The 18070-nt window shown below is 36.5% G+C and carries 9 protein-coding genes; 5 read left to right on the forward strand and 4 right to left on the reverse strand.

Features of this window, described 5'->3' with window-relative positions; genetic code table 11:
• The first annotated feature begins 67 nt into the window (after positions 1-67).
• The 3 genes from RB618_RS13380 to RB618_RS13390 all read left to right on the forward strand — a co-directional run bounded on the left by RB618_RS13380 (position 68) and on the right by RB618_RS13390 (position 2543).
• Positions 68-973 carry a ribonuclease Z gene (locus tag RB618_RS13380; RefSeq protein WP_308069185.1) on the forward strand — a complete coding sequence of 302 codons (906 nt, stop codon included), beginning with the start codon at positions 68-70 and terminating at the stop codon, positions 971-973.
• Positions 974-1206: 233 nt separating this feature from the next.
• Complete coding sequence (gene pdxH, locus RB618_RS13385) at positions 1207-1851, forward strand: pyridoxamine 5'-phosphate oxidase (RefSeq protein ID WP_308069186.1); 645 nt, start codon at positions 1207-1209, stop codon at positions 1849-1851.
• Positions 1852-2024: 173 nt separating this feature from the next.
• On the forward strand, positions 2025-2543 hold the full coding sequence (locus tag RB618_RS13390; RefSeq protein ID WP_308069187.1) for a CAP domain-containing protein: 519 nt from the start codon (positions 2025-2027) through the stop codon (positions 2541-2543).
• A gap of 116 nt (positions 2544-2659) precedes the next feature.
• Here the strand turns inward: RB618_RS13390 and RB618_RS13395 are convergent, their stop codons facing one another.
• The 4 genes from RB618_RS13395 to RB618_RS13410 all read right to left on the reverse strand — a co-directional run bounded on the left by RB618_RS13395 (position 2660) and on the right by RB618_RS13410 (position 15181).
• Positions 2660-4603 carry an OmpA family protein gene (locus RB618_RS13395; protein ID WP_308069189.1) on the reverse strand — a complete coding sequence of 648 codons (1944 nt, stop codon included), beginning with the start codon at positions 4601-4603 and terminating at the stop codon, positions 2660-2662.
• A gap of 12 nt (positions 4604-4615) precedes the next feature.
• On the reverse strand, positions 4616-5533 hold the full coding sequence (locus RB618_RS13400) for a type IX secretion system membrane protein PorP/SprF (RefSeq protein WP_308069190.1): 918 nt from the start codon (positions 5531-5533) through the stop codon (positions 4616-4618).
• Between the two features lie 135 nt (positions 5534-5668).
• Positions 5669-14653 (reverse strand): gliding motility-associated C-terminal domain-containing protein, encoded by an 8985-nt coding sequence (locus RB618_RS13405; RefSeq protein WP_308069191.1) that lies wholly within the window; start codon positions 14651-14653, stop codon positions 5669-5671.
• Between the two features lie 381 nt (positions 14654-15034).
• Positions 15035-15181, reverse strand: a complete 147-nt coding sequence (locus RB618_RS13410) for a hypothetical protein (RefSeq protein ID WP_308069192.1) — start codon at positions 15179-15181, stop codon at positions 15035-15037.
• A 295-nt stretch (positions 15182-15476) separates the two neighbouring features.
• Between RB618_RS13410 and RB618_RS13415 the strand changes: the two genes are divergently transcribed.
• Positions 15477-15962, forward strand: coding sequence for a histidine phosphatase family protein (locus RB618_RS13415; RefSeq protein ID WP_111377238.1), 486 nt, complete (start codon positions 15477-15479; stop codon positions 15960-15962).
• Positions 15963-15967: 5 nt separating this feature from the next.
• Positions 15968-18046 (forward strand): polyphosphate kinase 1, encoded by a 2079-nt coding sequence (gene ppk1 / locus RB618_RS13420; RefSeq protein WP_308069193.1) that lies wholly within the window; start codon positions 15968-15970, stop codon positions 18044-18046.
• The last annotated feature ends 24 nt before the right edge of the window (positions 18047-18070 follow it).

Raw genomic sequence — 18070 nt, forward strand, 5'->3', positions numbered from 1 at the left:
CCGTTTAATCGATTTGATTAATTTTAACCGATTAAACGATTTACCAAATAAACGAATAAACAATAAATTGAAACTAACTATACTTGGCTGTTATGCCGCAACTCCCAGAACGCTTACTAATCCGACTGCGCAGGTTTTAGAGATTAAAAACAGATTGTTTTTAATTGACTGTGGAGAAGGAACTCAGGTACAGCTTCGTAAAAACAAGATTAAATTTTCCAAAATTAATCACATTTTTATCTCACATCTTCATGGAGATCATTTGTTTGGATTAATAGGAACTATTTCCACTTTTTCGCTTTTAGGAAGAACCACAGATTTACATATTTATGGTCCGAAAGGAATTAAAGAATTAATCCTGATTCAGTTAAAACTTACAGAATCTTGGACTACTTATTCTTTGTTTTTCCATGAATTAGAATCGAATCAAAGTGAAATTATTTTTGAAGATAAGAAAGTTATTGTAAAAACAATTCCGTTAAAACATCGTGTTTATACGAATGGCTATCTTTTTCAAGAAAAACCAGACGAAAGAAAACTTGATGTTGAAGCCGTTCAACACTATAATATTCATGTTGCCTATTATCAGAAAATAAAAAACGGAAGCGACATTAGGCTTGACGATGGAACTGTTGTTGAAAACAAAAAACTTACTTTTGATCCGCCACCAGCAAAAGGTTATGCATTCTGTTCTGATACAGTTTACAACGAAGAGATAATTCCGATTATACAGAACACCGATATTTTATATCACGAATCGACATTTTTGGAATCTGAAGCAAGATTGGCAGAAAAAACACTCCATTCGACAGCAAAAGAAGCAGCAAATATTGCTTTAAAGGCCAATGTAAAGCAGCTTATCTTGGGGCATTATTCGACGCGTTATGATGGTTTGGAGCCATTTAAAAAAGAAGCAGAAGAAGTTTTTCCAAATGTGCTTTTGGCAGATGACGGGGTGAGTTTTGAGTTTTAATCAAAGGTTTTGAGATGCTGAGGTTCTAAGGGACTAAGTTTTGGTGTAGTTATTTCAAGTTTAAGGTGACGGAATCTTAATATATGATTGTCACACTGAGCGAAGTCGAAGTGCTTTTTTTGAGTAGAACTTGCTTTGTAGATGTGGGCTTCGACTACGCTCAGCCTGACAAACTTGAAACCAGAAACAAAACAAATCTAAAATCTAAAGTCAACAATCTAAAATAATAAATCATGAATGATTTAAGCAATTATAGAAAATCTTACGAGAAAAGCGAATTATTAGAAACTAATATTCCTGAAGATCCGATTAATCTTTTTAACCGATGGTTTCACGAAGTGGAAGATTTTGGCGGAAGCGGGGAGGTGAATGCCATGACGGTTTCGACAATTGGATTGGATGGTTTCCCGAAATCGCGTGTAGTTTTATTGAAGAAATTTTCTGAGGAAGGATTTATATTTTACACCAATTATAATTCTGAAAAAGGGAAAGCAATAGAAGCTAATCCAAATGTTTGTTTGTCTTTTTTTTGGCAGGAAATGGAGCGTCAGGTTATTATAAAAGGAATTGCCCAGAAAACATCTGAAATTATTTCGGATAATTATTTTGACTCTCGTCCTGATGGAAGCAAACTTGGAGCGATTGTTTCTCACCAGAGCGAAGTGATTCCGTCGAGAACATTTTTAGAAGAAAACTTAAAAAAACTAGAAGCTGAGTTTGAAGGAAAATCAATTCCGAGACCTGAAAATTGGGGAGGATATATTGTGACTCCATTGCAAGTTGAATTCTGGCAGGGAAGACCAAATAGACTTCATGATAGGATTCGTTATACTAGCCAGTCAGATTTTTCTTGGAAGATTGAAAGGTTATCTTCGTAAAAGTATTTTTACGTAGGAATTTTATATGTAAAATTAAAAAATTAGTGCATTTCATCGATTATTTTTGCACTTTAACGGTAAATTGAATACGTTTGGAATACAATAAAGCAAACGATATTTATTCAAAGATAAATTTAAAGGATTTGCCCCAACATTTACTTTAAACCGCTAAAATGCTGATGATTATGAAAAAGATTATGCGCACCATGTTGTTCATTGCGATTTTAGTCGCAATGAACGCATGTTCTGCTGACACCGCCGAGGCAAGCTCGGATACTGCATCGCCAACAGAAGCGCTTGTTGCTAACTACACTTATAACGATACCGAAATAGAAACGATGAGGTTGATAAACGAATACCGTGTGAGTATTGGTTTAAATGCTTTAGAAAGAATTAATCATATTTCTTATAAATGTGAAGAGCATAATAAATATATGATTGAGAATAATGTTGTAGATCATAACGATTTTGTTGCTAGATCTTCTAATATGACAAATGTATTGGGAGCGAAAAAAGTAGGAGAGAATGTTGCTTACAATTATAAAACTCCTGAGGCAGCAGTAAAAGCTTGGCTTGATAGCCCCGGTCACAAAGAGAACATAGTTGGCGATTATACTCATTTTGGATTATCTGTGACAACAGATTCTGCTACAGGAAAAAAATATTATACTAACATATTTGTTAAGCTTTAAAGATTTATTGAACAGGTTGGTTTTTTAAAAGTCGTTGCGATTCATAGAATTACAACGACTTTTTAAATTAAAAAAAGCTGCCTGTAGGCAGCTTTTTTTCGTATGTTTTTTTAAGATTATAATGCTGTAATAATAAATTCGCTTCGTCTGTTTGCCTGATGTTCTGCTTCAGTACATGGAACTCCGTCAGCACATTTGTTTACAAGCTCTGTCTCTCCGTAGCCTCTTCCAGTTAAGCGGTTTGGCGCAATTCCGTTTTTAACGAGCCATTGTACAGTCGATTTTGCTCTTCGATCAGATAAAGCTTCGTTGTATTGGTGCGAAGCTCTGCTGTCTGTGTGCGAACGGATATCTAGTTTCATCGTTGGATAATCGTTCAAAACAGCCAGTATTTTTTCTAGATCTAAAGCGGCTTCTGTTCTAATGTTAGATTTATCTAAATCAAAATAAATCATTTTAATACCAAAACATTTTCCTAAATCATCGCCCACAGTAACTTTACAAGTTGCTTTTTCCAGAGCAATCGGAAGGTTAGTTTTACCATTTGTTTTTTCAATAGTAACACTTAACTCTCTTGTTGTGTAGTCAGGTTTTTCGGCTCTTACATAATACGTTTTTCCGCATTCTACATCAAAGGTATATAATCCAGTACCATCGGCAACTGCAGAATTTTTTAGATTCATTTGATCATCATATAATGTAACTTTTGCTCCCGGAAGTGCAACTCCTGTTTCTGCGTCAGATATTATACCATACAGCTCTTGGGCACATTTAAGTCTTCTGGTTTCTAGAAATTTATAGATGTCATCAGATCCTTGTCCGCCATCTTTATTGGAAGAAAAGAAACCTCTTCTGGTTTCAGGATCAATAATATAAGCAAAATCATCTTTTGGAGAATTGACATCTGCTCCTACATTTTGGATTTCGCTTATTTTTCCATTTTTATCAATGTTGGCAACAAAGACGTCTAAACCTCCTAAGCCAGGATGTCCGTTAGAAGAAAAGTATATCTCGTTTTCAGAAGTTAAATAAGGATATGTTTCTTTTCCTTCTGTATTAATTGTATTTCCGAGATTTTCTGGAGGACCATAGCCACCGTTAGCGTTGATGCTTACTTTATATAAATCGGATTCTCCTATAGAACCAGGCATGTCGGAAGCAAAATATAGTGTTTTTTCATCTGGACTAAGAGCTGGGTGAGCCGTACTATAATTATTGCTATTGAAAGGCAGCTCAGTAATATTGGTCCATTTATTATCTTTTCCCAGCTCTGCTTTGTAAAGTTTTACTAATGTGACTTTGCCTTCGTCTTTTCCTTTTTTACCATCAATAAAGTTATTTCTTGTAAAATAGACTGTTTTTCCATCTTTTGTAAAAACTGGAGAAGCCTCATGAAATCGGGTATTAATAGCCGATTTAAATTTGTTTACTTTAGATGTACCGCCCGTTGCAGGGTCTAAATCGGCATCATAAATATTTGTAAAATATTCGCCTGTCCATTTGTGTTTGCGTTTTATGAAATTTCCAGTATCTCTTGCAGAGGCAAAGTAAATTTTGTTATTGTAAACAAATGAACCGTAATCTGAGTACCTACTATTTATGCCTGCATCTTCTATCTGGTACCTCCCAGAATTTTCTTTTATCTTGTCCATATAGTTTGCATTTTCTTTATAGAGCTTTCCCCTATTGTCATTTTTTGAAATGGCATTAAAATCGTCCAAAAGCTTATTGGCTTTAGCCATATCACCAGTTGATTTTAGGGATTGCGCATATCGAAAATAGTATTCTGGTTCGGGATTTGGATTCATTGCAAATAATTCGCCGTACCATTTAGCCGCGTTTTGAAAATCTGAATTAAAATAATAGGCATTTCCCAGTTTTTTAAACATGTCTTCAGATTTGTAGCCCTTATTGGCAACTTTTTCATAAATTTTTATTGCATCTACGTAGGCATAGCCATCATATTTTTTGTCTGCAGCATTTATTTTTGACTGCTGAGCATAACAGCTAAATGAAAAAGCGCCTATAATTGTAACGAAAAGTAGTGTATAGTTTTTCATGATACCTTATTTTTAGAAGAAACGAGGAGTTGTCATTTTGCCTTTGTTTGAGAAGAATTCATAACGCAGGAATATCTCATGTGAACCTGAATTGTAATTATTTAAATTGGTGGTTTCTCGATCGTAGCCGTACCCTAAATAAAGTCCGTCTGTAATCTGAAATCCTACCATAGCACTTAAAGAAGCGCTCCATCTATAGGCTGCACCAAGCATAAATTTATCATAGAACATGAAATTGGCAGATAAGTCTACCTGAAGCGGTGCCCCTTGAACCATTTTGGCTAAAATGGCGGGTTTAAATTTTACATATTCGTATTTGTCAAGATTGAATACATAACCTCCCATTAAATAATAATTGATTTTGTCTTTAAAAATTGCTACATCATTATCGTCGTAACGATTCGTTTCAATAAAATTAGGAACAGACAAACCAATATATGCTTTGTTAGAATGCCAGTAAACTCCAGCACCCACATTTGGAGAGAATTTATTATTTAAATCCTGAAACTGAGGATCTCCTTGATCTGCAGGATTTAATTTTGTAACATCTAAATTGAAGATGTTTGCAGTTCCTTTAATACCAAATGAAAGTTTAAAATCGGCAGATGTTTGTATTGTATATGAAACATCGACTGAAATGTTGTTTTCATTTGTTGGCCCAATTTTGTCATTTACTAATGAAGCGCCTACACCTAGTTTACTATTATTTATAGGAGAGTTAACTGAAAAACTGCTTGTTTCTGGTGCTCCGTCAAGACCAACCCATTGGGTGCGGTAAAGACCAAAAATACTAAGTGCTCCACGAGAACCTGCATAGGCAGGATTTATATTTATTGTGTTATACATATACTGTGTATACTGTGCATCTTGCTGTGAATACCCTGAACATGTAACTAACAGAATGACGAAGAAAAATAATTTTGTTCTCATAGTAGATTTTATTTAATAATTACTATTGACTATTTAAATCATTGAATTTCAATGTGTTCTATTCAAAATTAATCAAATTTTTCGGATTTTTTTTAAACACCTTGTAAGCTAGTTGCTTACAAGGTGTTTTAATTACTATTTGGATAGATATAAATATCCGTCTAATTTATGTTCTTGAACATTGTTGTTTCCATCCAGAGATTTATAGTTAATAATGTAAAAATAAGTTCCAGTTGGTAGTCCATCAGATTGCTTAACAGTTGTTCTTCCTCTTGAAGTTCCATCAAAAGCATTTGTTGTATTATTGTAGTTCGTAGTTTCAAAAACTAAAACTCCCCAGCGGTTATATATTTCGACAGAATTGCCTGGATAACAAGTTGTGTCATCGATATTGTCAATTTTGAAGAAATCGTTTATGTTGTCGCCATTTGGAGAAAAAGCATTATGTACTAAGACATTACCACAAGCTAGGACTCTACAATCATCATTGATTTCCATGTTTAATACTATGCTTCTTGGGCATCTTTCATCAGCTATAATGTATTCAAAAGTATAATTGCCCAGTGCTAAACCAAAAGGATTAAGAATTCCACCCTGTAAGGCATTAGTATTGCTTCTATCCTGCCAAACTCCTGTTAAAGGACTTCCTTCTGGAAGTAGGTTGCTCAAGTTTATCAGTGTTGAATCATCTGTACAAGCTGTACTTGTGGTTTCAATAACACCCTGAGGCAGTACTATAATAGTAACAGTTGCAGAATCGCAATTTTCAGAACTTAATTTATCACAGATGGTATAGCTGTAAGTGTAAGTGCCAGCAGGTGTTAAGCTAGATACATTTACGTTTCCAGAAGCATCAACTGTAATGTTTGGATCAGTTTTAGTATTATTTCCTTCAGTAAGAAGTGTAAAGCTTACTAATTCTAATGTTACAGGAGTTCTTCCTTTCAAATCATTGCTTAATATATTGCCTACAAGTCCAAAAGAGTTACATCCGATATTACTGTAGGTGTCATCATTTGCAACTACACGGGAAATAATAGTAACAGTTACTATAGCAGTATCACAATTTCCAAAATCGGCTTTTTCGCAAATTTGGTAAGTTAATGTGTACGTTCCACCTTGCGTATTCGGTGCGACATTTACAGATCCGTCAGGGTTTAATGTTAATGAACCTGTTGGGTCGGCAACAGCAGTTGTCAATGTAACATCATTTATGTTTACTGTAGAGCCATTTAATGTGTCATTAGTTAAAACATTAATTACATTAGTTTGCCCTGAGTCTCCAATTATTGGTGCAGGAGTATCATCATTGGCTACTATAGCAAATGTTGGTCTAGCAGTACAGAAAGGATCTGCAGGAGGATAGCTAACAGTGATAGTCTGACTAGGATTTAGAGATAAGGTCACATTTGCAGTTGGACGTAATTTTTCGAATCCGTCAGCTCCTTCAATCCATCTATTGTTTTCAAAAATCCAGCCTGGCCAGTCAATTCCTTTTCCTTGATCATCTACCACAGCTCCAGGCCATAGTACACGTCCGTTTAATGGCAGATCAGTCATTGTTGTTACTACATTGTTATTGCTATCTGCCCACGCAATGGTCACGCCATTTATAGGAGTAAAGTTTCCTGGTGTTACTGTATAATCAAGATAAGGAACATCGTTTACGCATATTGATGTAGCAGTAACGGTCATTACTGGAGCTTCTATTGTAACTGTAATAGTTGCAGTGTCGCAGTTATCTGTCTGATCAGCTTCGCAGATTTGATATACCATTGTTAATGTTCCTACTGGAGCATTTGGCAATACATCAACTGAACCATCAGCATTTAATTGTAAAAACTCGTTTGGTGTTACAGTTGTTATGATTACATCAGATGCAGTTATCGGATTTCCTTCTAAGGTATCATTTGGCAATACATTTAATACATTAGTAGTAGTATGGTTTACACCTGCAATCGGGCCTGCGCTGTCATCATTAGCCACAATGTCTTTGTATTCTTTACAGCTTACTCCGAAATCAAGATCTAAATGAACTAAATCTTCTGGTGTAACTGTAACGACATAACCGCTATCTGTTGTTGTTTTACAAACTGTATGCAACTGTGCTTTACTTGTTTTTCCAGCTATGTTTTTAGCAGACATTGAAGGAATAACTTTTACCAAGCCAGTAAATCCTAAGTTTGCAGCCATAGTGTCGAAATTTGCATCTCTTACCAGTTTTACTGTATATTGTCCATAAGGATTTTCACTTTCTGGGCGGTCTCTCCAGTATCCTGCAATTCCTATAATAATATCTTTGTGGTATCCATTTGGACCATCAACAATTACATTTGGACTAAGTGCATTTCCGAAACCACCAGCATTTAACTCACCAACATTTAGAGGGCCGGCAAAGCTTCCGTCTCCGTTAAGATCTATCCATTCCCATTGGCTATAGTCAACAGCTCCATTTGAGTCTGGAATGTTTTTGGTAACAGCACCATCGTTATTAGCGTCGTACCATTCATCTTGAATTCCGTTGCTATTGGTATCGTACCAAACATAATCTCCAAGAACAGGAAGTGTTGAAGCTCCGTATTGGAAGTTATGAACTTGGAAAGCACACTCTTCTAGAGTAGTAAAGAATAAGCTAGAATCAATAGGGTATAATTGATATGCACTATTTAAATTAGCATCTTGTACTTGTACCAAATAACTTCCGGCTGGCATTCCTGTGAAACTGTACATTCCGTCTGCACCTGTAATACGCATTTGTATTGGTCCTGTAGTTGTTCCCTGAGGAATCAATGTTACAGGTACGTTTGCAAGAGGAGTGTTAGTATCTACATTTATGATTTGGCCAGATATTTTAACTCTATAATTTGGCTCTGTAATTACCACTGTTGCAGTTGCTGTACAAATTTCATTTTCAGTATTTACTGAAGATGTTGCAGTAAGTGTATAGGTTCCAGCTGGCAGATTAGTATTTCCAACTACCTCATTGTTTTGATTGGTAATAACTACAGTAGCTCCAGGAGTGCTGGTAACTGCAATTGAACCGTCGCTTTCTCCTTGGCAGCTTACATTTGTAGCAATACCGCTCACAGAAACTTTATTTTCAACTGTAAAGGTTTGAACTAATTCAGTTTTATTGCCTGCACAGTCTGTTAGTGTAAAAGTTCTGGTTAAGATGTAAGATTCTCCATTACATCCAGTTCCTCCATTATTAGTGTCGCTTACTGTGATATTTACAGCTCCTGAGCAATTGTCTGTGGCATCTTTTATGTCATCTGGACTTCCTGCTGGAATGTCTGCAGCACTTTGTATGTTCGCAACATCTGCTGGTGCAGTACCTGTTGGAGGCGTAGTATCTCTTACTGTTATAATTTGAGTATAAGAAACTGAATTTCCTCCACAATCACTTGTAGACCAGTTACGAGTTAAGGTATATTCTGTACCGCATTCGTTTTTAATATCGCTTTTAGTCTCACTGAAAACAATTGGTAAGTTTCCATTGCAATTATCAGAAGCTTCCATATTAAATGGCTCTGGAACTGCATCACAAGAAACTGTAATGTCTGCAGGAAGTTCACCAGCGAAAGTTGGGTTTGTAGTATCCTGAATTGTAATTACCTGAGTAAAAGTATCAGAGATGTTACCACAGTTATCTTTTACAGTCCAAGTGTTGGTGTAAGTTCCTGCGTTTGCACAGTTTTCAGAGGCAACAAATGATCCGCTTACTTTCTCGATGTTTAAAACATCTGAATCGCAGAAGTCAGATGCTGCAGGGAATTGAGCCTGAGCAGTAGCAAGAGCTTCCGCATCACTGCATTCTAAAGTTACATCTAGAGAGCCAGTAACGGTATTCCATGTTGGCGCTGTTGTGTCCTGAATAGTGATTACTTGAGTGAAAGTGTCAGAAGTATTTCCGCAGTCATCTTTAACTGTCCAAGTGTTAGTATAAGTTCCAGCATTTCCGCATCCTTCAGTAGCAACGAACTGTCCGCTTACTTTTTCAATGTTTAAAACATCTGAATCGCATAAGTCAGCAGCTGCTGGGAACTGAGCCTGAGCAGTGGCAAGCCCTTCTGCATCACTACATTCTAAAGTCACATTTAAAGTGCCTGCAACGGTATTCCATGTTGGCGCTGTAGTATCTTGGATTGTGATTACTTGAGTGAAAGTTTCAGAAGTATTTCCGCAATCATCTTTAACTGTCCAAGTGTTAGTATAAGTTCCTGCATTTCCGCATCCTTCAGAAGCTACGAACTGACCGCTTACTTTAGTAATGTTTAAAACATCAGCATCGCATAAGTCAGAAGCTGCTGGGAATTGAGCCTGAGCCGAAGCAAGACCTTCTGTGTCATTACATTCTAAGGTTACATCTAAAGCTGTTGGAGCAGTAGTCCAAGTCGGAGCAGTTGTATCTTGGATTGTGATCACTTGAGTGAAAGTTTCAGAAGTATTTCCGCAGTCATCTTTTACTGTCCAAGTGTTGGTATAAGTTCCTGCATTTCCGCATCCTTCAGTGGCAACGAACTGACCGCTTATTTTAGTAATGTTTAAAACATCAGCATCGCATAAGTCAGAAGCTGCAGGGAATTGAGATTGTGCAGTGGCAAGACCTTCTGTGTCATTACATTCTAAGGTTACATCTAAAGCTGTTGGAGCAGTAGTCCAAGTAGGAGCAGTTGTATCCTGAATTGTGATTACTTGAGTGAAAGTTTCAGAAGTATTTCCGCAGTCATCTTTAACTGTCCAAGTGTTGGTGTAAGTTCCTGCATTACCGCATCCTTCAGTGGCAACGAACTGACCGTTTACTTTAGTTATGTTTAAAACATCAGCATCGCAAAGGTCAGAAGCTGCTGGGAACTGAGCTTGAGCTGAAGCAAGACCTTCTGTATCGCTGCATTCTAAAGTTACATTTAGAGAACCTGTTTGTGTTGTCCAAGTTGGAGCAGTAGTATCCTCAATTGTGATCACTTGAGTGAAAGTATCAGAAGTATTTCCGCAATCATCTTTAACTGTCCAAGTGTTGGTATAAGTTCCGGCATTTCCGCATCCTTGAGAAGCTACGAACTGACCGCTTACTTTAGTAATGTTTAAAACATCAGCATCGCATAAGTCAGAAGCTGCTGGGAATTGAGCCTGAGCAGCAGCAAGTCCAGTTGTGTCGCTGCATTCTAAAGTCACATTTAAAGTGCCAGCAACAGTATCCCATGTAGGAGCAGTTGTATCTTGGATTGTGATTACTTGAGTGAAAGTTTCAGAAGTATTTCCGCAGTCATCTTTTACAGTCCAAGTGTTGGTGTAAGTTCCTGCATTTCCGCATCCTTCAGAGGCAATGAACTGTCCGCTTACTTTTGTGATGTTTAGAACATCAGTATCGCAAAGATCAGAAGCTGCTGGAAATTGAGCCTGAGCGGCTGCAAGTCCAGTTGTGTCGCTGCATTCTAAAGTTACATTTAAAGCTGTTGGAGCAGTAGTCCAAGTTGGAGCAGTAGTATCCTGAATGGTAATTACCTGAGTAAAAGTTTCAGAAGTATTTCCGCAGTCATCTTTTACAGTCCAAGTATTGGTATAAGTTCCCGCATTTCCGCATCCTTGAGAAGCTGCAAACTGTCCGCTTACTTTTGTGATGTTTAGAACATCAGTATCGCAAAGATCAGAAGCTGCTGGAAATTGAGCCTGAGCAGAAGCAAGTCCAGCAGTATCACTGCATTCTAAAGTTGCATTTAGAGAACCTGCCTGTGTTGTCCAAGCTGGAGCAGTTGTATCCTGAATTGTGATTACCTGAGTAAAAGTTCCAGATGTATTACCGCAGTCATCTTTTACAGTCCAAGTGTTGGTGTAAGTTCCTGCATTTCCACATCCTTGAGAAGCTGCAAACTGTCCGCTTACTTTAGTGATGTTTGAAACATCGGCATCGCATAAGTCAGAAGCTGTTGGAAATAAAGCTTGTGCTGCTGCAAGACCAGTTGCATCGCTGCATTCTAAAGTAGCATTTAGCGAACCTGCTTGTGTTGCCCAAGTTGGAGCAGTAGTATCCTGAATTGTGATTACCTGAGTAAAAGTTCCAGAAGTATTTCCGCAGTCATCTTTTACAGTCCAAGTGTTGGTATAGGTTCCTGCATTTCCGCATCCTTGAGAAGCTGCAAACTGTCCGCTTACTTTAGTGATGTTTGAAACATCGGCATCGCAAAGGTCAGAAGCTGTTGGGAACTGAGCCTGAGCAGCAGCAAGTCCAACAGTATCACTACATTCTAAAGTTACATTTAAAGTACCGGCAGCAGTTGCCCAAGTTGGAGCAGTAGTATCCTGAATAGTGATTACCTGAGTAAAAGTATCAGAAGTATTTCCGCAATCGTCTTTTACAGTCCAAGTGTTGGTGTAAGTTCCAGCATTTCCGCATCCTTGGGAAGCTGCAAACTGACCGCTTACTTTAATGATATTGGTTACATCGGAATCGCACAAGTCAGATGCTGATGGAGACATTCCTTGAGCTATAATAAGTCCAGCCGCATCGCTGCATTCTACAGTCGTATTTAAAGAACCGGCAGCAGTTATCCAAGTTGGAGCAGTTGTATCCTGAATTGTGATTACCTGAGTGAAAACGGAAGATGTGTTGTTGCAGTCATCTTTTACAGTCCAAGTGTTGGTGTAAGTTCCAGCATTTCCGCATCCTTGAGATGCCACAAACTGTCCGCTTACTTTAGTGATGTTTGAAACATCAGCATCGCATAAGTCAGAAGCTGTTGGAAACAAAGCTTGTGCAGCTGCAAGTCCCGCAGCATTACTGCATTCTACGGTTGCATTTAAAGAACCGGCAGCAGTTGTCCAAGTTGGTGCAGTAGTATCCTGAATAGTAATTACTTGAGTAAAAACGGAAGAAGTGTTATTGCAATCGTCTTTTACAGTCCAAGTGTTAGTGTATGTTCCTGCATTTCCGCATCCTTGAGACGCTACAAACTGTCCGCTTACTTTAATGATGTTTGAAACATCGGCATCGCATAAATCAGAAGCGGTTGGGAACAAAGCTTGTGCAGCTGCAAGTCCTGCAGCATTACTGCATTCTACAGTTGCATTTAGGGAACCGGCAGCAGTTGTCCAAGTTGGCGCAGTAGTATCCTGAACGGTAATTACTTGAGTAAAAACGGAAGATGTGTTGTTGCAGTCATCTTTTACAGTCCAAGTGTTGGTGTATGTTCCTGCATTTCCACATCCTTGAGATGCTACAAACTGTCCGCTTACTTTAGTGATGTTTGAAACATCAGTATCGCATAAGTCAGAAGCTGTTGGAAACAAAGCTTGAGCTGCTGCAAGACCAGCTGCATTACTGCATTCTACAGTTGCATTTAAAGAACCGGCAGCAGTTGTCCAAGTTGGTGCAGCAGTGTCTTGAATAGTGATCACCTGAGTGAAAACTGTTGAAGTATTATTGCAATCGTCTTTTACAGTCCAAGTGTTGGTGTAAGTTCCAGCATTTCCGCATCCTTGAGATGCCACAAACTGTCCGCTTACTTTAGTGATATTTGAAACATCAATATCGCATAAGTCAGAAGCTGTTGGAAACAAAGCTTGTGCAGCTGCAAGTCCCGCAGCATTGCTGCATTCTACAGTTGCATTTAAAGAACCAGCAGCAGTTGTCCAAGTTGGAGCAGTAGTATCCTGAATTGTGATTACCTGAGTGAAAACTGTAGAAGTATTATTGCAAATGTCTTTAGCGGTCCAAGTGTTGGTGTAAGTCCCAGAGTTTGCACATGCACCAGCGGCAAAAGTTCCGCTCACTTTTGTATAGGTTACGGTTCCACCGCAATTGTCAGTAGCAACAGGAGCTTGATTTTGTGCTGCTGTCAATCCTGCCGTATCGCTGCATTGCAAAGTAGCATTTAAAGCGCCTGCTTGAGTTGTCCAAGTTGGAGCAGTAGTATCGTTAACAGTTACTATTTTTTCACAAGTAGAACTGCATCCATTTAACGTAGTAGTTAATAATAATTTAAACGTTGTATTACAAGTGGAGCCAGCTTGAACCGTTACGTTTTGTAAATTTGTAGCCGATGTAATTGTAGCACCATTTGCAGTTGCCGGAGGCAAAGACCACGAATAGCTGGTCATATTGGCTGGAGCCGAATAAACATTAGAAGAAGACAAACATACAGGACCACTAGTGCCAGTAATAGAACAAGCAGTTGGAGTATTTACCGTTACGGTTGCTTCACTTGTCGCAATATTACTTCCAGAGCATAAACCTGAATTAGAAAATATTGCTCTGAATTTTGTGGTTTGTGTTAAATTGCCAGTATTATAAGCTGTTAAGCCTACAGTATTAGCAATATCTACCCAAACTGAAAATGGAGCAACAGATGATTGCCATTTAATTACATTAGAACCAGCATTGAGACCTGTTATTGTTAAAGCAGCACTAGCTCCTGAACATATAGTTGAGTTGGGTCCAACTGTTCCTTTTAGTGGAATTCCAAAAGTAAGTGGAGTATTAGTACATAGACTTGAATTAGGTGAGTTACCACTAACAGAAGCTAATTTTGTAACGTTAATTACGCCAGGATTATTGGGATCACAAATGTTAATTCCCAAACTTCCAAAAGGAATATTAAACTCTAAAAATGTAGAACCAGAATTACAATTGGCATTACCCGATTTAGCACCAAGACCTGGAGGGATAACATTAGTTTGAGTTTTAACATTGCCATTTCCCGTATATAAAGTAAAACCATTTCCGTTAGAATTAATTTCTAAGATATATTCAGCACCAGCTACAGTAATGGTTCCTCCAAATGAATCTGATGTTAATCCTGTTGCTGGATTATTATCGGTATCTAAGTACAATCTAAAAAGTGCCGAACCACCATTCCCAATGTCCATACCTAATCTTAAAACTTGATTTTGGGTATCAACTTTAGCGCGAATCGTCCCAATGTTACATGTTGAAGAAGGGTTAGCTAATATAACTGTGCTATAAACTGTTCCAGTTGCATATTCATCACCACCTGAACCAGGGCCAGGACAGTAATTGCCATCATATGTATTCTGAGAATAGCCACTTGTAATAAATATTAAAAGCAACGTAATATAAACGTACTTAATATTAATATTCATGAAATAAGTAATGTTTTTCATAATCTCTAATTTTTTAATCTTTAGTAAATTTATTTTGAGATTCTTTGAGTTATAATCCGTTTTAAGTGATTATAAATTGCCTAGGCTTGTTCTTAATTAAAATTTAGTAGTGACTTAAAGATTGGGGCTGTAGAAAAAATGAGTGTTTTTTGTTTTTTTAGGTTTAGGTTAATGTTCAGTAAAAATCTCAAGAAGATGGAAAAACTGTTCTATTCATTTAAATGGGACAAATAGGTTATTAATCACATCATACATTTCTAACAAAAAAATAACTTACAATTTTGACACTTTTTAGGACCGTTCAAGTGACACTTTTTTATTCTTATAAATTGTTTCTCTGTTTTGTGATATATTTAATATTTTAACAGAATCAAAGTTATATTAGAGTTTTTCTAATACGATTTTTTTATCTGTAACTAACCTAAAAACTCGTTGAAGTGTTGTTTTTTTGTCAAAAAATGACTGAAAAACACTTTTTTTTAACTCAAAAAAGTAAAATTTTTCTTCTCCTTTTTTTGCTTTATTCATGATATTAAGTTTTTTTGTAGTGTATTAAATGATTAATAATCAGGTATTTAGTTAATTTTTTAGAAGATTGCAGAATATCGACTAAATACTAATTTTATAGATGAAGTACATAAAATGACAAAAAGCGGCTTTTCTAATTTTTGTAGTCCAAAAGTTTTACAGGTGATTTATTCTTGTTAAAATTTTGTTATAATGTTAACGGAAATAAAAAAAAGAAAAGGTTTGAAATTTCTTTTGTAAATTAGAACTTAATTAAAAAATTACCTGCGAATCAGGTTTTTAAAAAATGCTACTTATGAAAAATCTTATATTAATTCGTCATGCGAAATCTAGCTGGGAAGCACCACTAAAAGATTTTGATCGTCCATTAATGAAAAGAGGAATTTTAGATGCGCATGATGTTTCATTAAATATTTCAGAGTATCTTCCAAAAACGTATATTATTTGGAGCAGTACTGCCGCGAGAGCTACAGAAACTGCTTTGATTTTTGCGCAAAACATATCTTATCCGTTAGAAAGCATTATTTTTAGGGATGATTTATACACTTTTGATGAGAAGCAACTCGAAAAAGTTATTAAATCATGTGATAATAGTTTTGAAAGCGTTATTCTTTTCGGACATAACGAGGCTATTACAAATTTTGTTAATAAATTTGGGGATGTTTTTATAGAAAATGTACCAACTTCAGGCTTTGTTTCGTTACAGTTTGATGCCGAAAGTTGGGACACGATCCATAAGGGCAAAACACATAAAACTATTTTCCCCAAAGATTTAAAATAATTACAGTGTACGAACAGAAATATATCGATAGAGAAAAAAGCTGGTTAGCGTTTAATGCAAGAGTACTTCAAGAAGCAGGAGACAATACAGTGCCACTTTTAGACAGACTGCGTTTTGTTGGAATTTTTTCAAACAATTTAGACGAATTTTTTAGAGTTCGGTACGCAGCTATTCGGCGATTAAGTCTCTCAGGCATTTCTGGCGAAAAATATTTAGGTGGTATTTCTGCCCACCAATTAATTAAAGATATTACCGAAATCGTAATTCAGCAGCAATCTGAAAGTTTGCGTATTCTAGGAAATATTGAGGCTGAACTTGAATCTGAGAATATTTTTATTATCAATGAAACGCAGATCACACCAAAACAGGAGTGTTTCTTAAAAGATTTTTATACCCAAAAATTAAGTCCAGAATTGGTAACTATCATTTTAAATGATTTGGCCGTTTTTCCAATTCTAAAAGATACATTAGGATATTTGGCAGTTCGTTTAGAGTTGGCCAATGATGAGGTTCGTTATGCCTTAATTGAAATTCCAAAAAACATCAACAGATTTGTTGTTCTTCCTTCTGAGGACGAAAAACAATATGTTATTTTGATAGATGATGTTATTCGTTTTAAACTGAAAAACATCTTTAATATATTCGATTACAAGAGCGTTTCTGCTCACATGATTAAAATTACCCGTGATGCGCAATTGGATATAGACAGTGATTTGAGTAAAAGTATGCTCGAAAAAATCGCTTCGTCTGTAAAAGACCGCCGAATTGGAGAGCCTGTTCGTTTTATTTACGATAATTTAATTGAAGAAGATACCCTGCAATTTTTCTTGGATAAAATGAAAATTGTAGAAACAGATAGTATAATTCCAGGAGGAAGATATCATAATCGTCGCGATTATATGAGTTTTCCAAATCTTGGTAGATACGATTTGTTGTACAAGCCAAACGAACCGTTGCCAGTTCCTGGCTTGAACCTTGAAGGGAGTATTCTTGAAAAAATCTCTAAAAAAGATTATTTGGTGCACGCGCCTTACCAGTCATTCTCTTATCTGACTAAGTTTTTGCGTGAAGCGGCTTTAGATCCAAAAGTTACAAGCATTAAAATTACCTTATATCGTTTAGCTAAGAATTCACAAATTATCAGTTCGCTGATAAATGCGGCCAAAAACGGCAAAAGGGTAGTAGTGCAAATCGAACTTCAAGCACGTTTTGATGAAGCTTCGAATATTTCGTATGCAGAACAAATGCAGACAGAAGGAATCGAACTTATTTTTGGTATCAAAGGATTGAAAGTGCACAGTAAGATTTGTGTAATTGAAAGAATGGAGGAAGGTAAAAACCGTCGTTACGGATTCATTTCAACGGGAAACTTCAACGAAGCAACAGCAAAAATTTATACCGATGTAACGCTTTTTACTTGTCATCAAGGAATTTTAAAAGATACATCAAAAATATTTGAGTTTTTCGATATCAATTATAGAGTCCATAGATACAAACATTTAATCGTATCGCCTCATTATACAAGAACTAAATTCATCAAACTAATTGATCGTGAAATTCTTCATGCATTGGCCGGAAGAAAAACACACATCAAATTAAAAATGAATAGTTTGTCTGATTTTAAAATGATCGATAAATTATATGAAGCAAGTAATGCGGGAGTGAAAATCCAGCTTCAGGTAAGAGGAATATGTTCTCTAATTCCAGGAATTCCAGGAATGAGTGAAAATATTGAAGCTATAAGTATTGTAGACAATTACTTAGAACATTCGAGAGTTTATATTTTCGGAAATGCTGGTTTAACTGAAGTTTACATTTCTTCTGCCGATTTTATGACCAGAAATCTTGATGGCAGAGTCGAAGTAACCTGTCCGATTTACGATCTTGAAATCAAAAAAGAATTGATTGATAATTTCAATATTGCATGGAAAGGAAATGTAAAAGTGAGATATCACTCCTATAAATTAGATAATAAATATAAGCCTAAAAATCATCATGCCCCATTTAGAGCACAATTTGAAACCTATAAATATTATCAGAATAAAGTAGCGATACTTGAAGAGGTTCCTCAAAAAGTAAATTAATAATAAATACCAATTTCAAATCAT

Source organism: Flavobacterium sp. LHD-85 (genome assembly GCF_030929595.1).
GTDB lineage: Bacteria > Bacteroidota > Bacteroidia > Flavobacteriales > Flavobacteriaceae > Flavobacterium.